This window comes from Alteromonas sp. 38 (assembly GCF_902506055.1).
In the GTDB taxonomy this organism is placed as follows: Bacteria; Pseudomonadota; Gammaproteobacteria; order Enterobacterales; family Alteromonadaceae; genus Alteromonas; species Alteromonas lipotrueae.
Window position 1 is genome coordinate 2,276,420 of sequence record NZ_LR733300.1, and the last position, 16,220, is coordinate 2,292,639.

Sequence of the window (16,220 nt, forward strand, 5' to 3'; positions counted from 1 at the left end):
ACCTCAATACCTATTTGTAAGTGAATAAGCCAAGCATATTGATGCTGCAATACGCTCCATCAAACGCTTTAGTATGCGGCTAGTACAGTTGTCATTTACGATTATGACTAGCTAAGAATATTGCTAGCTAGTCATACTAGCGATGACAATAAAGCCACCCTATCTCTAAACTCCAACACTTTTAGTGAAGGGATTGAGAGGGAGACACTTTTGTCGCTTTATGGGCTGGGTACCAGGTTGCTAATACGGACATGATGATGGCGACCACACAGGTGAGTACCACGTCTTGCCACATGAGCGCGGAAGGTAAAAAGTCGATAAAATAGATATCCCCTGACAACACTTCTACCCCAAAAACACTTTCTAAGAACTTAACAATAGTAGAAAGATTAGGGGCAATAATCATAGCAAGGGTTACCCCTACCACTATGCCAATGAGTCCGTTCAGTAAACCTTGAAACATAAACGTGCGCCGAATTAGTGTATCGGTAGCACCCATGGTTTTTAAGATAGCAATGGCAGGTTGTTTTTCTCGCACTGCCATCACTAATGAAGACACAATATTAAAACAGGCCACGGCAATCACGAGTACCAAAGCAATATACACAACGGTACGAACTAGCTGAATGTCGTTGTACAAATGACCTTGAGTTCGCGTCCAGTCAGACATATAGACCGCTTGAGGGTAGCTATAGCCTATATCTCGCATGGTTATATAGGCCGAAAAGGGGTCGTGTAATGTAAAGCGCATGCCTAATGCTTTGCCCTCTATGCCAGCGGCCGCAGAAGCTTTCGCAAGATGCATCAGCCCCAACTGGTTATCAAGCTCGCCACCAACATGCATAAAGCCTGCAACGGTTAACGTTATTGATGTCGGTGCGCTAAAGCGTAAATCTTTCGTCGTGACGGGAATAAGTGCTTGAACGGTATCGCCTACAACAATATTAAGCTTATTAGCTATACCTTTGCCAATCAGCACACTGTCGGCATTTAATGCAAAGTTTTGCCAATGCTCATCCGATACTTGTCGGCTAAACGTGTTTTGTGTATCTGCCGCAATGCCCGTCAATGCAATTGCCTTTAACTCACCTTTGAATTGCAACATGCCGGTAAGCGCTGTGTAAGGTTCAACTGTGGCAATTCTGGGGTCTTGCTTCAGGCGGTATAGCTGCGCATCTAAGTTCTCAATACCGGTGTTATCGGTGCTATATAACTCGCCGTGAGGAATAACGGTTAAAATTCGCTGCGTCAGCTCGCGTTCAAAACCATTCATTACACTAAGTAAGATAATTAACACGAAGCAGCCAAGGCCTATGCCTACCGTGGATGACATAGAGATAAAAGAGATGAAACGATTTTGTACTTTGGCTCGACGAAATCGTTTAGCAAGTTGCCATGCCAACGCCACTAGGGTTGTTCCTCAGTTGCTGTGTTAAGCAGTTCACCATCTTTAATGCGAAGTACTCTGTCCATACGATTGGCAAGCGTAATATCGTGCGTTACCACGACAAATGCTGTTTGTTTTTGTTCACTTAGACGCTTCAGCAACTGATATATCTGCTCACCTGTAGTGGCATCTAAGTTTCCTGTTGGCTCATCGGCAAGCACAACGGAAGGGGATGTAACTAATGCACGCGCAATAGCAACACGCTGACGTTCACCGCCTGACAACGCGCTAGGCAAGTGATCCGCGCGATGAGACAACCCAACGTCGTTAAGTAATGCATTAGCTTTCTCGTTAGCCGATGTGGCACTCTCGCCGCCAATTCGAAGGGGCATGGCAACGTTTTCAAGTGCAGTGAATTCACCTAGCAAATGATGGAATTGGTAAATAAAACCCATTTCTTTGTTGCGCAAGGCGGCAAGCTGTTTAGCATTTAAGTGTGTAAGTGACTCGCCTTTAAACCACACCTCACCGCTTGTGGGTGTGTCGAGCCCACCAAGCAAATGCAGTAAGGTGCTTTTTCCTGAACCAGAGCTACCTAAAATGGCAACATGCTCACCCGCATTGATAGAAAGTGAAATGTTGTTTAGGACAGGCGTACTATTCTCGCCTTCTTGATAAGTTTTACAAATTTTGCGGCAATGTAATACGTCCTGCATGCAGCCGTTCTTCGTCTTTTAACAATAAGCGCATGGTATCGCGGAACGACCGGCACGCCAACCGATTAATGGGTTTGAGACGACAGCTCAATGGTATGTGCTAGATTCTCAACGGTTTGCGGTTTACCAAATAACCACCCTTGCCCGTACTCAACATTCATGTTCACAAGTTCCTGACACTGCTCGGTGTTTTCAACACCTTCGGCAATTAATGTCACTCTCAATTCGTCGGCGATACTGACAATATGGGGAATTAGAGAGGAACGAATACTGTGATCTTCCATATCCATCACAAAGCTACGATCTATTTTCAAAAATTCACATTTAAGAGATTTAAGTTGGCTAAGGTTTGAATACCCTACCCCAAAATCATCGATGGCCATCCAGAAACCTCTGCTTTTGAGTGCTTTTATATGCTTAACCGCACTAGCTGTGGCTAGCTGCTCATCTTCGGTTATCTCAAGAACCAACTTAAAGTGCTTGTCGTTCATATCGAGCACCCAATCTAAGTCTAGTAGCTCATCTTGCATAAAGTCTGACGGAAACAGATTAAATGAAACTTTAAAGCCTTCTGGAATGTCCTTGTTCTCGTTGAGGGCAGTCATTGCCGATTCAATCATCACAGTAGTGAATTCCCACGTTTTTCCTAACTCTTTGACTTGAGGTATAAATTCATCGGGGTAAATCGAGCCAAATTCATCTTCAAATCGGCTTAATACTTCACAGCCAACAACTTCGCCAGATTTTAATATTACGAACGGCTGATATAAACAATAGAACTTACCCGATTTAAGCCCACGACTAATCCGCGACTCTAGTGAACGCCTGCGTCTTAAGCAATTGAACATAAGCATATGGGTCAACGCTGCCGTCATTAACATTACACAAACGAACAAAACCAATTTGCCTTTATGAATGTTAAAAATTCGTTCTTTATCCGATACTACGCTCAAACAAGTGGCATAATAATATTTATCGCACTTGATCAAACTTAAAGAGAAGTAGCTAGTAGCAAGGCTGGCAACACCTTTGCTCTGTGGCATTAAATCGGCGTTCCCCGCCATGTGAAATAACGAATCCCCTTTGTAAAATAGCGCCCAATCCTGACTAAAGTTTAGGCCAATAACCGCATCCATATCTAATACAGCATTGTAACGGCCACGCTTTGCGATGGTTCCTTTAGATTGATTGTCAAATAACTCTAACGGGGTATTTATCCAAAATGCATCTCCCAAAGAAGTCTCAAAGTCTGGGGTAGCTTCGTCTATGGGTTGCTCTAAAATCCCCAGATAGGTACTGCACAATAACTTTCCATCACCAAAGAAACCAATTTCTTTCACGAAACGAGAGCGAAACAACGTCCGTCGCATTTCGTTTAAATTTTCTTCGCTGCAAGAGTAGTAAGGTTGAGCGTTCAAATTATCTAATGCGGCCTCGGCGTCTTTAAATACCATGTTCACGTTTAATAAAATATCTTCGGCACGATCATCCTCATACTCTTTAATGACTGAGAACATCAGCAGGCCAAGCACCGCGCTAACAACAACGACAGACAAAAAAGATACAGCTATTGCTTTAAGATTGTCAGCGAGTAGAAATTCTTTATGCTGATTATAAGTCATTCGTACCACGTAAAATTTAAACATTTTGTTGTATACACATGAAAGTAGTCGAAAAATTGACTATTCACATGATACTTTAGATGAACTTAAGTATTTCAGGATATTAAGATAAGTTAATGAAGCGAAGAAGAATAAATTTATCTCGTGTCGAAATGAAACCTGGTAACAACATCATCTAAAACGTGTAGTTTACGGATGTAGCTGCTATGGAAGTGACTCACGTGAAAATGCAAACAAAAGGACGTTAAACGCCAATTCAAGCCAAACCGCTATTCAGTGGTTAGCCATACGTACGCTACAGGTAACAGTACTGCAAGACAAATAGGGACAAGCTTGGTAAAGAAAAAATGAAGAAATAAATAACAAGATGAGAATAGACGGCAAGCGAAGGACAGAAAGCCAATCGAAAGATGAGAAGACGTTGCTAATGCGCAGTAGAACCTGCTAGGTAGTAAATGCTTTCCCGAAAATGGCGGAGCGGACGGGACTCGAACCCGCGACCCCCGGCGTGACAGGCCGGTATTCTAACCAACTGAACTACCGCTCCGCATAATGGGAAAGTGTGCTATTTCGATAAGTGGCGGAGCGGACGGGACTCGAACCCGCGACCCCCGGCGTGACAGGCCGGTATTCTAACCAACTGAACTACCGCTCCACATCATCGAAGAGACACTTTGTTATAACTAAATGGCGGAGCGGACGGGACTCGAACCCGCGACCCCCGGCGTGACAGGCCGGTATTCTAACCAACTGAACTACCGCTCCGTGGCCTTTTAGTTATAGCATTGAAAGTGGCGGAGCGGACGGGACTCGAACCCGCGACCCCCGGCGTGACAGGCCGGTATTCTAACCAACTGAACTACCGCTCCACAATTTCAATGTTATCAGTGAGTTAGTTGAGTTGTTAAAACCCCTTGCCCTCACTGCGGCGCAGATAATACGGTTTAGACCTTACAGAGTCAATGCTTTTTATTAATAAAATTGTCATCTGGGCACTGTTTGCACGATAAATAAACACAATGTTGAAATATAATTCAATCAGGCGGGAATTCGTACACATAAAACTAGCATGCTATTCCCACAGGCCACGCTCACCTTAGGATAGCTTATTTGCACTTTCGTATTAATTAATAGAAAAAAGTCCGCCTATTACGGCTATTCAGCGCTAAGAATGTGCCTACTTATTGCCCCTACTCTACCGGTTTCGACTTCTTAAACTTTGCCAGTAATTTTTTAAAGCCCTTGGGTTCATTATCAAGAGATAAGTCAGATTCAGAGACCATTTTCTTGTTCGCTTTTTTATTTTCTTTTTTTGTGGCTAACTTTGTAGATGCAGAACCACTGGCTTTTCTTCTTTTTAAGATAATAATAATAACAGCAGCAATAACACCTATTAAAATAATCGTGCCATTTACCCCTACAATAAGTAGAGTTAGCGTACCTGAATCCATTTCATCATCTTCAACCATCGATTGTGTATTTTCTGGATTGGCGGATGTTGAACCATTGCCCATTGTGAGCGGATCTTCACTACCATCAACAATCGGATCTTCTCCGTCAATTAACGGGTCTATCACTTCTGGCGCAGGTGCTTCAGCTAAAAAACTATACTCAGGCACATCCAAAATGAAGTCTCGGCCATCCGATGTTGTGCCATAGGCTGTTAGCTTAACGCGATAAACCCCCTCTTCATAAGCAACAATAAGGTGCTCTCTTACACCATCGCCACCTTCGGTTAACGAAAAGTTTTGTATATCTGCGTTTGGAAATCTAATTTTGCCGTCAATAAGAAGTGACTCTATGTTGACGAGTTCACGATCTACATCGACGGACAAGGTATGATATCCATCTCCCGTACCATCGGTAGCGTCTAGTTCAACATCTACATAAACAGGGTTGGTGTGCAGTATAATGGGTGTACCAATTTGTTCTCGAGTGAACATTGGTGTGTCTACCCGATACACAGGCTGCCATTTACCCGCCGCCACTTTTAAATTGAATTGGCCAGTAAACACCCCATCCATAGGACGCTCATCCATGCCCCGCCCGTTATCTTCAAACTTTGCGATTTCTGCTTCGTTAGCACCAAAGTTGTCATAATTGGGGTCATTGGCACTTTCAAACTCAATAGACAATTCCACTACATCACGAAACTGTTTGTTGTCAATTTTTTCGCCACCATTGGTTAGGTAAGCTGTAGATTTTAATATTTCGCCAGAAAAGAGAATGCTGGGAAGCGGTGTGGCGTGAAGCTTAATATCAGAAATGACCATAACCCGACTTGCTGGGTTAACCTGACCTACCGCCTGCCAAGGGCCAGGCATAGGATTTTCAATGGTGATCATATCAAAGGTATCGGCGTCGAACCACTTAACGTTGGCCTCGTCCACCCTACCTTGAAACAGCTTTGAACCATCGGGGCGAACTAATACTACGGGAGCAGAGCCGTATTCACGAAAGAAAATCATGGAGACCTCTTTCACGTTGTAGTCAATACGAAAACGATTCTGTAATAATTTAATCGAGTTCTCGTATTCATCCCCCAAGTCAGTAATAGGTGAAGGCGCAGTGTCGGCTTGCGTGTCCTGTGATGACGGAGCTGGCAGCGAAGTATCTTGTGAAAATACCGATGCAGTACATCCTAATAGGCACAACGCCAACACTAGTTTCATCACACCTACTTTCACTGTTGCCCGCTCCTTTGGAAATGTATTTTAAAAATGGTTAAGTACGGCTAGTAGCTAAGGCTACACACCATAACCTGCACCTGAATTAGCTATGCATCGTTTTGCTCTGGGCGCCACAAACATTTACCCCCTGCTTTTTCTACGATATCTAAACGGGATTCATGCTGTGCTAATTCATCGGCGCTAGCCTTGATAACCTTTAATTTATTTCCGTTTCTGTTCAACCGCCGAAGTGCATCTGATTGGTTTTCACCGCTGCCCTTAGATGCCAAATTAAGCTTTGTCTGCCCACCGGTCATTAGCAGGTATACGTCGGCGAGTATTTCAGCATCCAGTAATGCGCCGTGAAGCTCACGATGGCTGTTGTCTATGCCATAACGCTTACACAACGCATCTAGGTTGTTCTTTTGTCCTGGGTGCATTTTGCGCGCAACCGCCAAGGTATCAAGCACACTACAAATATCTTTGGTGATAACGCCACGGGTTTTCGGTTCCATCCCAAATTCGTGATCCATAAAGCCTACATCGAAGGGCGCGTTATGGATAACTAATTGAGCACCGCGAATAAAATTCACGAAATCTTCGGCTACATCTCTAAATGTAGGCTTATCGGTTAAGAACTCGTTGGTAATACCATGAACATCAATGGCCTCTTGTTCTATTTGACGGCCAGGATTAATGTATACATGAAAGTGATTGCCAGTAAGTTTACGGTTAACCAGCTCAACACACCCAATTTCAATCACTCGGTGACCTTCTTTAGGGTCGATACCTGTAGTTTCTGTATCTAGTACAATCTGACGCATGATTCCTCTAATCTTACCTTTTGTTTTTTGATAGTATATCAACCCCTTCGCCACAGGCTAAGGGAAAAGCGAAATATGAAAGTAAATAATTTAAGGACACCCAGTGGCTCAAAAAACCATTCACATTTTTACTGATGGCTCATGCCTTGGAAACCCAGGCCCAGGCGGCTATGGCGCTGTACTCGTTTATAACAGTCACCGTAAAGAGCTAAGTGGCGGATTTGCGCATACGACCAACAATCGTATGGAATTAATGGCGCCTATTGAAGCATTAAACAGCTTAACTGAGCCCTGCAACGTTGAATTAACGACAGATAGCCAGTATGTGAAAAACGGTATCAATCAATGGATCCACAACTGGCGTAAGAACGGCTGGCGCACATCAGACAAAAAAGCGGTAAAAAATGCCGACCTTTGGAAACGCCTTGATGAGGCAGTTAGCAAGCATAAAATTAATTGGCACTGGGTAAAAGGCCACTCGGGTCACCCTGAAAATGAACGCTGCGATGACTTAGCGCGTGGCGCGGCAGAAGCCAAACCAACAACGCCAGATAGTGGCTTTACAGGCTAATTACTTTAAGGGCTAATAGCTTACAAGGCCAATAGATTTGCAAGCAAACACCTCTATAGGTAAAGGTTAGTGATTTTGCGAAAAGAAAAGGCAGCATCGCCTTTTCTTTTATTACGCTAAATTGTTTTTATTTTTCGCGTCTCACTACCACTCTACAACTATCTTTCCTTGCGTGTCGTTACTTTCTAATCGTGCGTGAGATTTTGCGACATCACTTATTGCGTATACCGTATCTATGTTTGCGCTAAGCTCGCCCGAGGTGAATGCAGGTAAACAGGTTGTCGAGAAGTCACTAATAAGCGCGCTTTTGTAGTCATCGGTTCTGTTACGCAGCGTAGTACCTTGTATTCTGGCTCGTTTTCCCAACATTAACGCCATATCAAGGTTGTCGGCATAACGCCCAGCCAACATGGCGAGGTAAACGACAATGCCGTCTCGCTTTAGAATGTGAAGGTTTCGATTTAAATAATCGCCACCCACCATATCAAGCACCATATTCACGCCCTCAGGCCAATGGGCTTGTACCTCTTCAGCAAAATTTTGCGTTTTGTAATTTATCAGCAGGTTAGCGCCGTTTTGCTTACACTGCGCTAGCTTTGCTTGGGATGATGCGGTAACTGCACTTTCTACTCCCCAAAAATGACAAAGCTGAGTGGCGGCTAATCCCACACCACTGGCACCACCGTGAATGAGAACCCGCTCTGCTGGTTTTACGTTCGAAATAAGACGCAAGCACTGAAATGCAGTAAGAAACACCTCGGCAAGCCCTGCCGCCGTGCTATACGGCATATTTTCAGGAACGTGCATTAAATGCTGCGGGTTAACAGCAACTTGCTGTGCATAACCACCGCCTGCAACCAATCCAAAGACCTTATCTCCCACTTTCCACTCACTGACTGTAGCGCCTACCTCTATGACCTCACCGGCAACCTCAAGCCCTAAAATTTCACTTTCACCAGGGGGCGGTGGATAGTGCCCTTGTCGTTGCAGTGTATCGGCACGGTTCACACCAAAGGCGTGTACTTGCACTAGCACTTTGTCGACGGTGAGTACGGGTGCATCAACCTCTGCTATTGTTAGGCCTTCTGGTGCACAGCCTTTTTCGAAGTTTACAAATTGCATTAGTATCCTCTTTTTTGGAGTTTCACTGGGGGTGCAGTGTGTCTTTGCACGTTAGTGATAGCATGAATAAATTTGTTAACCTATGATTACGTGGGTGATAATTTTTGGTGCATAATTGAGTTGGCAATTTTAGCCTCATACCGCTAACACCTATTTTATTGTGCAAAATGAGACGTAAACCAATGTAACTTAAGGTTATTGAAACAATACTCATGATTACCAATAGTTTGCTATAACCCTGTGTGTTATCTATGGCCTGCGCTGCCTAAACAAACTTACTTTCAAACTTAATAAAATAGTTAAGTTCTGGTCAGTAAACTGGGTAATCATTCGCATAGGCAACGCTTTATCGCTATACTTCGCCCCGCCGCTTACGTGTGGTTGCAAGGGCCGTTCGCTTGCTAAAGGCTTTCAATGCAATACCCACTTCCTAGCTAATTCAAGAAATAGAGTACGTTTCATGTCATCACAAGTTATTTTGCACCCTAATAGAGATAAATCCCTTCGTCGTCGCCATCCTTGGGTGTTTGAAAGCGCCGTGGCAGAACTAAAAGGTAGAGGGCGCAGTGGTGACACTGTTGATGTGTTCGATTCAGAAGGTGATTGGTTAGGTCGCGGCGCTTACTCTCCTACTTCGCAAATTCGCGTACGCATGTGGACCTTTAGTAAAGAAGAAAGCATCGATAACGCATTCTTTTTACGCCGTATGGAAATTGCGCTTAATTTGAGAATGCGTTTATTTGACCCAGAAGTGACCAATGCATTTCGCTGGATTGCATCTGAGAGTGATGGCCTTCCAGGTGTTACCATAGATTTGTACGACAACGTAGCCGTATTGCAACTATTAAGCGCTGGGGCCGAGAAGCACCGAGATAAAATTGTGTGGGCAATAAACAAGTTAAAGCCCGGTACCCACGTTTACGAGCGAAGTGATGTTGATGTACGTAAAAAGGAAGGTTTAGAGCCCGTTACAGGTGTGGTGAGCGGCGAGCCACCTATGCAAGTTACCGTAAAAGAAAATGGGCTTTCTATCGTTGTTGATATAGAGAACGGCCACAAAACAGGCTTTTATCTTGATCAACGAGATAGTCGTGCTGCCGCTGCACATTATGCCAAAGACGCTGACGTGCTTAATTGCTTTAGCTATACCGGCACCTTTTCTTGTTACGCACTACAAGGCGGCGCTAAATCGGTTACCAATGTGGATGTTTCTCAGCCTGCACTCGACCTTGCTAAGCAGCATGTGGCGTTAAATGGTTTAGATGAAAGCAAAAGTCATTACGTCAAAAAAGATGTATTTAAGCAGTTGCGTGAATACCACGAACGCAAAGACCAATTTGATATGGTTATCCTCGACCCACCCAAGTTTATCGACAATAAAGCTTCGCTAAACCGTGCTGCCCGGGGTTATAAAGATATAAACCTGTACGGTATTCATGCGGTGAGAAATGGTGGATTACTGCTTACCTTCAGCTGTTCTGGCTTGATGCCAGCCGACCTGTTTCAAAAAATTGTGGCTGATGCGGCATTGGATGCAGGAAGAACCATTAAGATTATTGCGCGACTTAACCAAGCCACCGATCATCCTGTGATAGGCAGTTATCCTGAAGGGTATTACTTGAAAGGTTTGGTTTGTGAAGTCACCGATCTGTAATTTCAGGCGTACTTTTTACATCCAACGAAATACACGTTACAGACGAATAAAAGCAAATTAATACAGGGTTACTGTTTAATTCATTAAGCATAAAAAAACGTGGCGCTAAGGTTTTATTAAGTGTTATTAGACTTAACTCACCTTTAGTGCCACGTTCTTCGAAAATTCAAATAAGAGGCAAACTTAGTAAACGCTTATGATGCCAATGTCATCTCATTTGAAGCAAAAGCCTGCTCAGGACCACTACGTAGTTGCTGATCGCTAGCTTGGTCTTTAGGCTGGTTCTCAAATTTCTTCCAGACTCGCTCGTGAAAATAAAATACCACCGTATTTACAGCTGGCTCAACTAAGGCTACTGCCCCACCCACTACTGCACTACCTGTTAATAAATATGCCACTGTAAAAGCGACGGTGAAGTGCATACACGCAAAAGTGATTGTCTTTTTCATAATGATTAACCTAATAAGTTTGTCTCGAATCGTTAATAATAATTATTATCGATTAGATACATCAAAGACAATTGATTTTTACGAAGGGCGCCATCGACTTATTCGATTTTAATATCATACAAGGCGTTGCTTTGTACGTGATAAGCATAGAGGTATTAGCCACTGCGTTCAGTCAGCTAGATATTTCAGCGTTTTAGGCATTTTACAGGGGAAGTGGGAATATTGGTTGTCAGCAATGGGTTGTCAAAATGGCGCTAATACTAACACTAGTTACAAGGTTGACAGAGCTAGACTGACTCACGAAAGCATTCGTGAGTCATAAATAAGCCTGGGCTAATGAACGCCCTTGTACAGCCTACTTCATTTCTGAGATTTCAACCCCAATTAAACAGCTAGATTCTGTATCTGGCTCACAGCGAACCACAGTAGCAATAGCTGCTAATGAGGGCACTTGAGAGCTTGGAGAATCTATGGCAACGCTAACTTGCGTACCAATTTCTATCGATGGTTCATCTACTTCTAAAGACATGCCCGTCGCGCTGATGTCTTTACACATCGCTTGCATAGTGCGGCTCGATTCATCATCAGTAACCTGTAACTGACAAGGCGAATTAACCATCATCCTGAAAAAGTTTCGCTTATCGTCGTATCCCAACATTTCTACATCTCCACTACGTATTCAAACCACATGCTGCTCTACCTGTTATAGGGCGAGGTTGGCTGCTTGTCAATCAGACTAACCAAGAATTGTCCGATTATATTTAGAAAATTAGTTTCTGTTTTTGGGGAAATTAATCAAGGCCCTTAGTTTCCCAGCTAGAAGTCGGCTAAAAACAGTGAGATACGCTTTGCCGATATAGGGTAAGCCGTACCTAATGCTTGCGCAAATAAAGACACCCTTAATTCTTCAATCATCCAACGTGCATCTAATAATGCTTGGGGTACTTTACCTTTAGGGTATTTACCACACGCTTTTTCCCACTCATTGACCGCTTTCTCAACGGTGAGTTGATGCATTCTGTCTTTGTTCGGATCAATCGGTAGCTTTTCTAGACGACGAGATAACCCTTTTATATACCGATTCCAATCGTTAAGTCGCGCTTCACCTATATCCGATACAAACCCCGGGAATACCAAGCTAGAAAGGTGCCCTTTGCAGTCGCCTAATGCGTTTATCATGTTAAGGGGCACATTGCCTTTCATTTGCTTTTGGCATTGGTGAGCAAGGGTTAAGCCCTGCTCTACCTGTTTCGCTATTTCTAGTACTTTGTCGTTAATTTCAGCGCGCACTATATCTACGCACGCATCGAAATCAGCTTTGTTACGAATATCTGTATTGTGCTTTTCACAATACTCGCCCACCAGCGCATCAATACCGGCGAATATACAATCATCAATAAGCGCTTTAATTTGCCCAAACGGATTGAAGTAAAGGCCCAGCTTCGCTTTATTGGGCAGCTTACTTTGTAAATAATTAAGCGGCGACGGCATGGCGTTTTTAATCAACACGTTCACACCTTTTCGGTGCATAGATTGCGCTTTTTCTGGCTCGTCAATGAGTGCAATATCTACCTTATCGCCCTTCTCCACTAATGCAGGGAAGGCTTGTACTTCAAAGCCCCCCATCTTTTGCGCAAAAGTAGTAGGTAATGTGTCGAAATCCCAACTTTCAATACCACTACGCTCAAGCTCAGGCGTAGCGGCTTTTTCAAAGGTTTCTTTTACTTGCCCAGCACACTGCTGTTTAAGGGCGTGTAAATCGTCTGAGCGCGCAATGGTTTCGCCTTTATTGTTTACCACGGTAAAGTGCATGATTAGGTGCCTATCAAGCTGAGAAAGGTTCCATTCATCTTCTTCTACGGTAATGCCTGTCATTTTACGTAGTTTAGCCGTTACAGCCTCTACAAGGCTAACTGGCCGGCCGTTTTTATCCGTTTCACTGATATCAGCAATGCAGGCATCCGCAAAGTTAGGCGCAGGCACAAAATTGCGGCGTAAGCGCTTTGGTAAGGTTCTGATCATTGACACTATGCGTTCATGTCGTAGCCCTGCCACTTGCCAATCAAAGCCAATATTTTCCACTTGATTGAGTACCGGCAAAGGAATAATCACGCTAACGCCATCGTCATCCGCATTCGGCTCAAAATGATAACGAAGCCCCATGGTAATGTTGCCCTGTCGCCACGCATCAGGAAAGGCGTTTTCTATGGATTGGCCTGGCTGTTGGCGATACACGTCATCTTCGGTAAAGGTAAGCACTTCACTTATCTTTTTGCCGCCCGACTTTTCTCCGCCCGCTTGTTTAGCTAACGCTTCTTGGTTTTTGTACCATTTTTTAAACGCCGCTTCATTATTCGCTTCCACTGGAATACGGGAGGCATAAAAACGTACCAGTTCGTCGTCATCAACCAAAAGATCACGGCGGCGAGTTTTTTGTTCAAACTCATCGGCTTGTTCAAGCAAGGCTTGGTTTTCTTTTAAGAAACCAAAGTTAAGTCGTGTGTTACCCTCAACTAAGCCTTCGCGAATAAAGAGCTCGTGGCATACCGGCGGGTCAATTAAGCTATATACTTTGGCCCGCTTCATCACTATGGGTAAGCCAAACAAGGTTACTTTTTCAAACGCGATAACCGCACCGCGTTTTTTCGACCAATGAGGCTCAGAATAACTGTGTTGACTAACATGCCCGGCTATTGACTCTATCCACGCGGGATCAATTTTCGCCACCATTCGAGCAAATAGCTTAGAGGTTTCCACTAATTCAGCCGCCATTACCCATTTAGGCTGCGACTTAGAAAGCCCAGACCCCGGGAATACCATAAAACGCGTATTACGTGAGCCTAAGTATTCTCTGTCTTTATCTTTAAAGCCAATATGCGAAAGCAAACCACTGGCAATGGCTTCGTGAATAGCTTGATAATCTGGCTCGTTTTTCACAATGCCAAACCCAAGTTCGGCCACCGACTTTTTAAGTTGGCTAACAATGTCCTGCCATTCGCGCATACGCAGGTAATTGATAAATTGGTTCTTACACCATTTACGAAGATGGTTCTGGCTTAATTCATTTTGCTGCGCTTTAAAGGCATCCCACAGGTTATACAAACTAATAAAATCTGAATCTTTATCGGTATATTCGCTGTGCTTTTCATCCGCCTGTTGGCGTTTATCCTGTGGGCGTTCACGGGGGTCTTGAATAGATAGTCCTGCGGCAATGACCATCACTTCCATCAACGCGTTAGTGCGCTGCGCTTCCACCACCATGCGGGCGTAGCGAGGGTCGATAGGTAAACGGGCAATCTGCCTGCCCATTTTAGTAAGCTGCATGCGGCCTTTTTGTTTCACAATGGCCTGAATTTCTTCTAGCAACCTAAAGCCGTCATTAATGTTACGGTTATCGGGCGGCTGTACAAAAGGAAAATCGGCGATATCCCCTAACCCCAACGCAAGCATTTGTAAAATAACAGAGGCCAAGTTAGTACGCAGTATCTCGGGGTCGGTAAATTCAGGGCGGCCTAGGTAGTCATCTTCACTGTATAAGCGAATACAGATACCATCGGAAACACGTCCGCATCGCCCAGCCCGCTGATTCGCAGAAGCTTGTGATATAGCTTCTATAGGCAACCGCTGTACTTTACTTCGGGCGCTATAGCGTGAAATACGGGCCACACCAGGGTCGATAACATACTTAATGCCCGGCACAGTTAGCGAAGTTTCTGCCACGTTGGTAGACAATACAATACGCCTACCGGTGTGAGACTGGAAAATACGGTTTTGTTCTGCGGCGGAAAGCCTAGCATACAAAGGTACTATTTCAGTATTACGGTATTGCCTGCGCATTAGCGCATCTTGGGTGTCGCGAATTTCACGCTCCCCACTTAAGAACACCAAAATATCGCCCGGTTTCTCGGTTAATAGCTCATCAACCGCTCCCACAATGGCGTCGGTTTGATCGATATCGTTCTCATTGTCTTCAGGGCTGTGATAACGAATTTCAACCGGATACGTACGTCCACTCACTTCAATAATAGGCGCATTATTAAAGTGCTTCGAGAATCGTTCGGGGTCGATGGTTGCCGAGGTAATAATGAGTTTAAGTTCAGGGCGCTTGTCTAATAGCTGCCTTAAATAGCCCAGCAAGAAGTCGATGTTTAAGCTACGTTCGTGGGCTTCATCAATAATAATGGTGTCGTACTGATTCAAGAAACGGTCGTTTTGCATTTCTGCCAGCAACATACCGTCTGTCATCAGTTTTACGTAGCTTCGCTCGCTAACCTGATCGCTAAAACGAATCTTAAAGCCTACCTTTTCACCTAGCGGCGTGTTCAGCTCTTCGGCAATACGAGTTGCCACACTGCGAGCAGCCAATCGACGTGGCTGGGTATGCGCTATCATGCCGCTGACACCACGGCCAAGCTCTAAACATATTTTCGGCAACTGGGTTGTTTTACCCGAGCCGGTTTCACCCGCTACAATCACCACCTGATTTGCTGCAATGGCTGCTTTAATATCGTCTTTTTTATCGCTAACCGGCAATGGTGGATAGGTGACTTCAGGTAAATTCTTAAGCCTGACCGCACGCTTATCTACCGACGCTTGAATATCATTGGCGAGCTTGTCGTATCGAGTGGCTAACTTGCTTTGCGGGCTATCGGCAGCAGATTCAGTTTGGTTATTATCCTTTACCTTTTCACTGCTATTAAGCTGCCTCGTGAACTGCTGAATACGCCGTTTTAACGGGAATTTATCCGCCGACATACAATTATCGAGTTTTTCATATAACGGTTTAATCTGAAAAGCGACAGGCGACGAGGGCGCGTTAGGTGAAGACAATTTACCATCCTACTTTTTAATACGAACTGGGTGATACGAACTGTACTATCTGTACTTACGGTGCTTAATAGCGAAACGAACTGTTAACCATTGCTGTCAAAATAGCCTGTGCTTTTATATACGGCTAGACAGCGGAGGTCGATCCTAGAAGAAGTTGCTTTAAATTTCCACCGCTAATCACCGTAGCGTGTAGCATAGTGATACGAACCGGATATTTACCCTGCTAGAACAGTAACGAGGCGACGTTTACTCGCGTTAACTGCCAATGTGAACCATCGCTATTGCTGCAGGTATTAACAACTGGTTTGAGTTACCAATCGTTAATACCCTTAGGCATAGATATGCAATACGTATTCAATGTCGAATGTTAGTTTAT

Annotated in this window: 11 protein-coding genes and 4 tRNA genes; 2 read left to right on the forward strand and 13 right to left on the reverse strand. The window is 44.2% G+C overall.

The genetic code is table 11. From position 1 onward, the window contains the following. Positions 1-181: 181 nt before the first annotated feature. The 9 genes from lolE to dnaQ form a co-directional block, all read right to left on the reverse strand. Entirely contained in the window at positions 182-1,408 is a 1,227-nt protein-coding gene (gene lolE / locus FLAVO9R_RS09890; RefSeq protein ID WP_159530889.1) for a lipoprotein-releasing ABC transporter permease subunit LolE, read from the reverse strand. Beyond that, entirely contained in the window at positions 1,408-2,103 is a 696-nt protein-coding gene (lolD, locus tag FLAVO9R_RS09895; RefSeq protein ID WP_159530891.1) for a lipoprotein-releasing ABC transporter ATP-binding protein LolD, read from the reverse strand. The genes lolE and lolD overlap by 1 nt, the downstream gene beginning before the upstream one ends. A gap of 65 nt (positions 2,104-2,168) precedes the next feature. Further along, positions 2,169-3,725 (reverse strand): EAL domain-containing protein, encoded by a 1,557-nt coding sequence (locus FLAVO9R_RS09900; protein WP_159530893.1) that lies wholly within the window; start codon positions 3,723-3,725, stop codon positions 2,169-2,171. Positions 3,726-4,195: 470 nt separating this feature from the next. After that, positions 4,196-4,272: transfer RNA gene (locus FLAVO9R_RS09905), tRNA-Asp, on the reverse strand. 31 nt (positions 4,273-4,303) lie between these two features. Next, positions 4,304-4,380, reverse strand: a tRNA-Asp gene (locus FLAVO9R_RS09910). Positions 4,381-4,413: 33 nt separating this feature from the next. Beyond that, positions 4,414-4,490 (reverse strand) — tRNA-Asp (locus FLAVO9R_RS09915). 27 nt (positions 4,491-4,517) lie between these two features. Next, a tRNA-Asp gene (locus tag FLAVO9R_RS09920) sits at positions 4,518-4,594 on the reverse strand. A gap of 321 nt (positions 4,595-4,915) precedes the next feature. Beyond that, on the reverse strand, positions 4,916-6,412 hold the full coding sequence (locus FLAVO9R_RS09925) for a TIGR03503 family protein (protein WP_159530896.1): 1,497 nt from the start codon (positions 6,410-6,412) through the stop codon (positions 4,916-4,918). Positions 6,413-6,501: 89 nt separating this feature from the next. After that, positions 6,502-7,218, reverse strand: a complete 717-nt coding sequence (gene dnaQ, locus FLAVO9R_RS09930) for a DNA polymerase III subunit epsilon (protein ID WP_013784493.1) — start codon at positions 7,216-7,218, stop codon at positions 6,502-6,504. Positions 7,219-7,321: 103 nt separating this feature from the next. Here dnaQ and rnhA point away from each other — a divergent pair, with 103 nt between their 5' ends. After that, positions 7,322-7,789, forward strand: a complete 468-nt coding sequence (gene rnhA / locus FLAVO9R_RS09935) for a ribonuclease HI (protein WP_013784494.1) — start codon at positions 7,322-7,324, stop codon at positions 7,787-7,789. 144 nt (positions 7,790-7,933) lie between these two features. Here the strand turns inward: rnhA and FLAVO9R_RS09940 are convergent, their stop codons facing one another. Next, positions 7,934-8,911 carry an NAD(P)H-quinone oxidoreductase gene (locus FLAVO9R_RS09940; RefSeq protein WP_159530898.1) on the reverse strand — a complete coding sequence of 326 codons (978 nt, stop codon included), beginning with the start codon at positions 8,909-8,911 and terminating at the stop codon, positions 7,934-7,936. Between the two features lie 460 nt (positions 8,912-9,371). Between FLAVO9R_RS09940 and FLAVO9R_RS09945 the strand changes: the two genes are divergently transcribed. Continuing rightward, complete coding sequence (locus FLAVO9R_RS09945; protein WP_159530900.1) at positions 9,372-10,565, forward strand: class I SAM-dependent rRNA methyltransferase; 1,194 nt, start codon at positions 9,372-9,374, stop codon at positions 10,563-10,565. A gap of 194 nt (positions 10,566-10,759) precedes the next feature. Here the strand turns inward: FLAVO9R_RS09945 and FLAVO9R_RS09950 are convergent, their stop codons facing one another. The 3 genes from FLAVO9R_RS09950 to hrpA all read right to left on the reverse strand — a co-directional run bounded on the left by FLAVO9R_RS09950 (position 10,760) and on the right by hrpA (position 15,769). Next, positions 10,760-11,014, reverse strand: a complete 255-nt coding sequence (locus FLAVO9R_RS09950) for a DUF2061 domain-containing protein (protein ID WP_159530902.1) — start codon at positions 11,012-11,014, stop codon at positions 10,760-10,762. Positions 11,015-11,369: 355 nt separating this feature from the next. Beyond that, on the reverse strand, positions 11,370-11,672 hold the full coding sequence (locus tag FLAVO9R_RS09955) for a PilZ domain-containing protein (RefSeq protein WP_159530904.1): 303 nt from the start codon (positions 11,670-11,672) through the stop codon (positions 11,370-11,372). Between the two features lie 158 nt (positions 11,673-11,830). Beyond that, complete coding sequence (gene hrpA / locus FLAVO9R_RS09960; RefSeq protein ID WP_232370726.1) at positions 11,831-15,769, reverse strand: ATP-dependent RNA helicase HrpA; 3,939 nt, start codon at positions 15,767-15,769, stop codon at positions 11,831-11,833. Positions 15,770-16,220 lie beyond the last annotated feature (451 nt).

What these genes read in the sequence shown, in the direction of transcription:
- FLAVO9R_RS09900 (WP_159530893.1), bottom strand. Translation starts at nt 3,725, where the DNA reads ATGACTTATAATCAGCATAAAGAATTTCTACTCGCTGACAATCTTAAA.
- FLAVO9R_RS09945 (WP_159530900.1), top strand. Translation starts at nt 9,372, where the DNA reads ATGTCATCACAAGTTATTTTGCACCCTAATAGAGATAAATCCCTTCGT.
- FLAVO9R_RS09940 (WP_159530898.1), bottom strand. Translation starts at nt 8,911, where the DNA reads ATGCAATTTGTAAACTTCGAAAAAGGCTGTGCACCAGAAGGCCTAACA.
- FLAVO9R_RS09950 (WP_159530902.1), bottom strand. Translation starts at nt 11,014, where the DNA reads ATGAAAAAGACAATCACTTTTGCGTGTATGCACTTCACCGTCGCTTTT.
- lolD (WP_159530891.1), bottom strand. Translation starts at nt 2,103, where the DNA reads ATGCAGGACGTATTACATTGCCGCAAAATTTGTAAAACTTATCAAGAA.
- FLAVO9R_RS09955 (WP_159530904.1), bottom strand. Translation starts at nt 11,672, where the DNA reads ATGTTGGGATACGACGATAAGCGAAACTTTTTCAGGATGATGGTTAAT.
- dnaQ (WP_013784493.1), bottom strand. Translation starts at nt 7,218, where the DNA reads ATGCGTCAGATTGTACTAGATACAGAAACTACAGGTATCGACCCTAAA.
- hrpA (WP_232370726.1), bottom strand. Translation starts at nt 15,769, where the DNA reads ATGTCGGCGGATAAATTCCCGTTAAAACGGCGTATTCAGCAGTTCACG.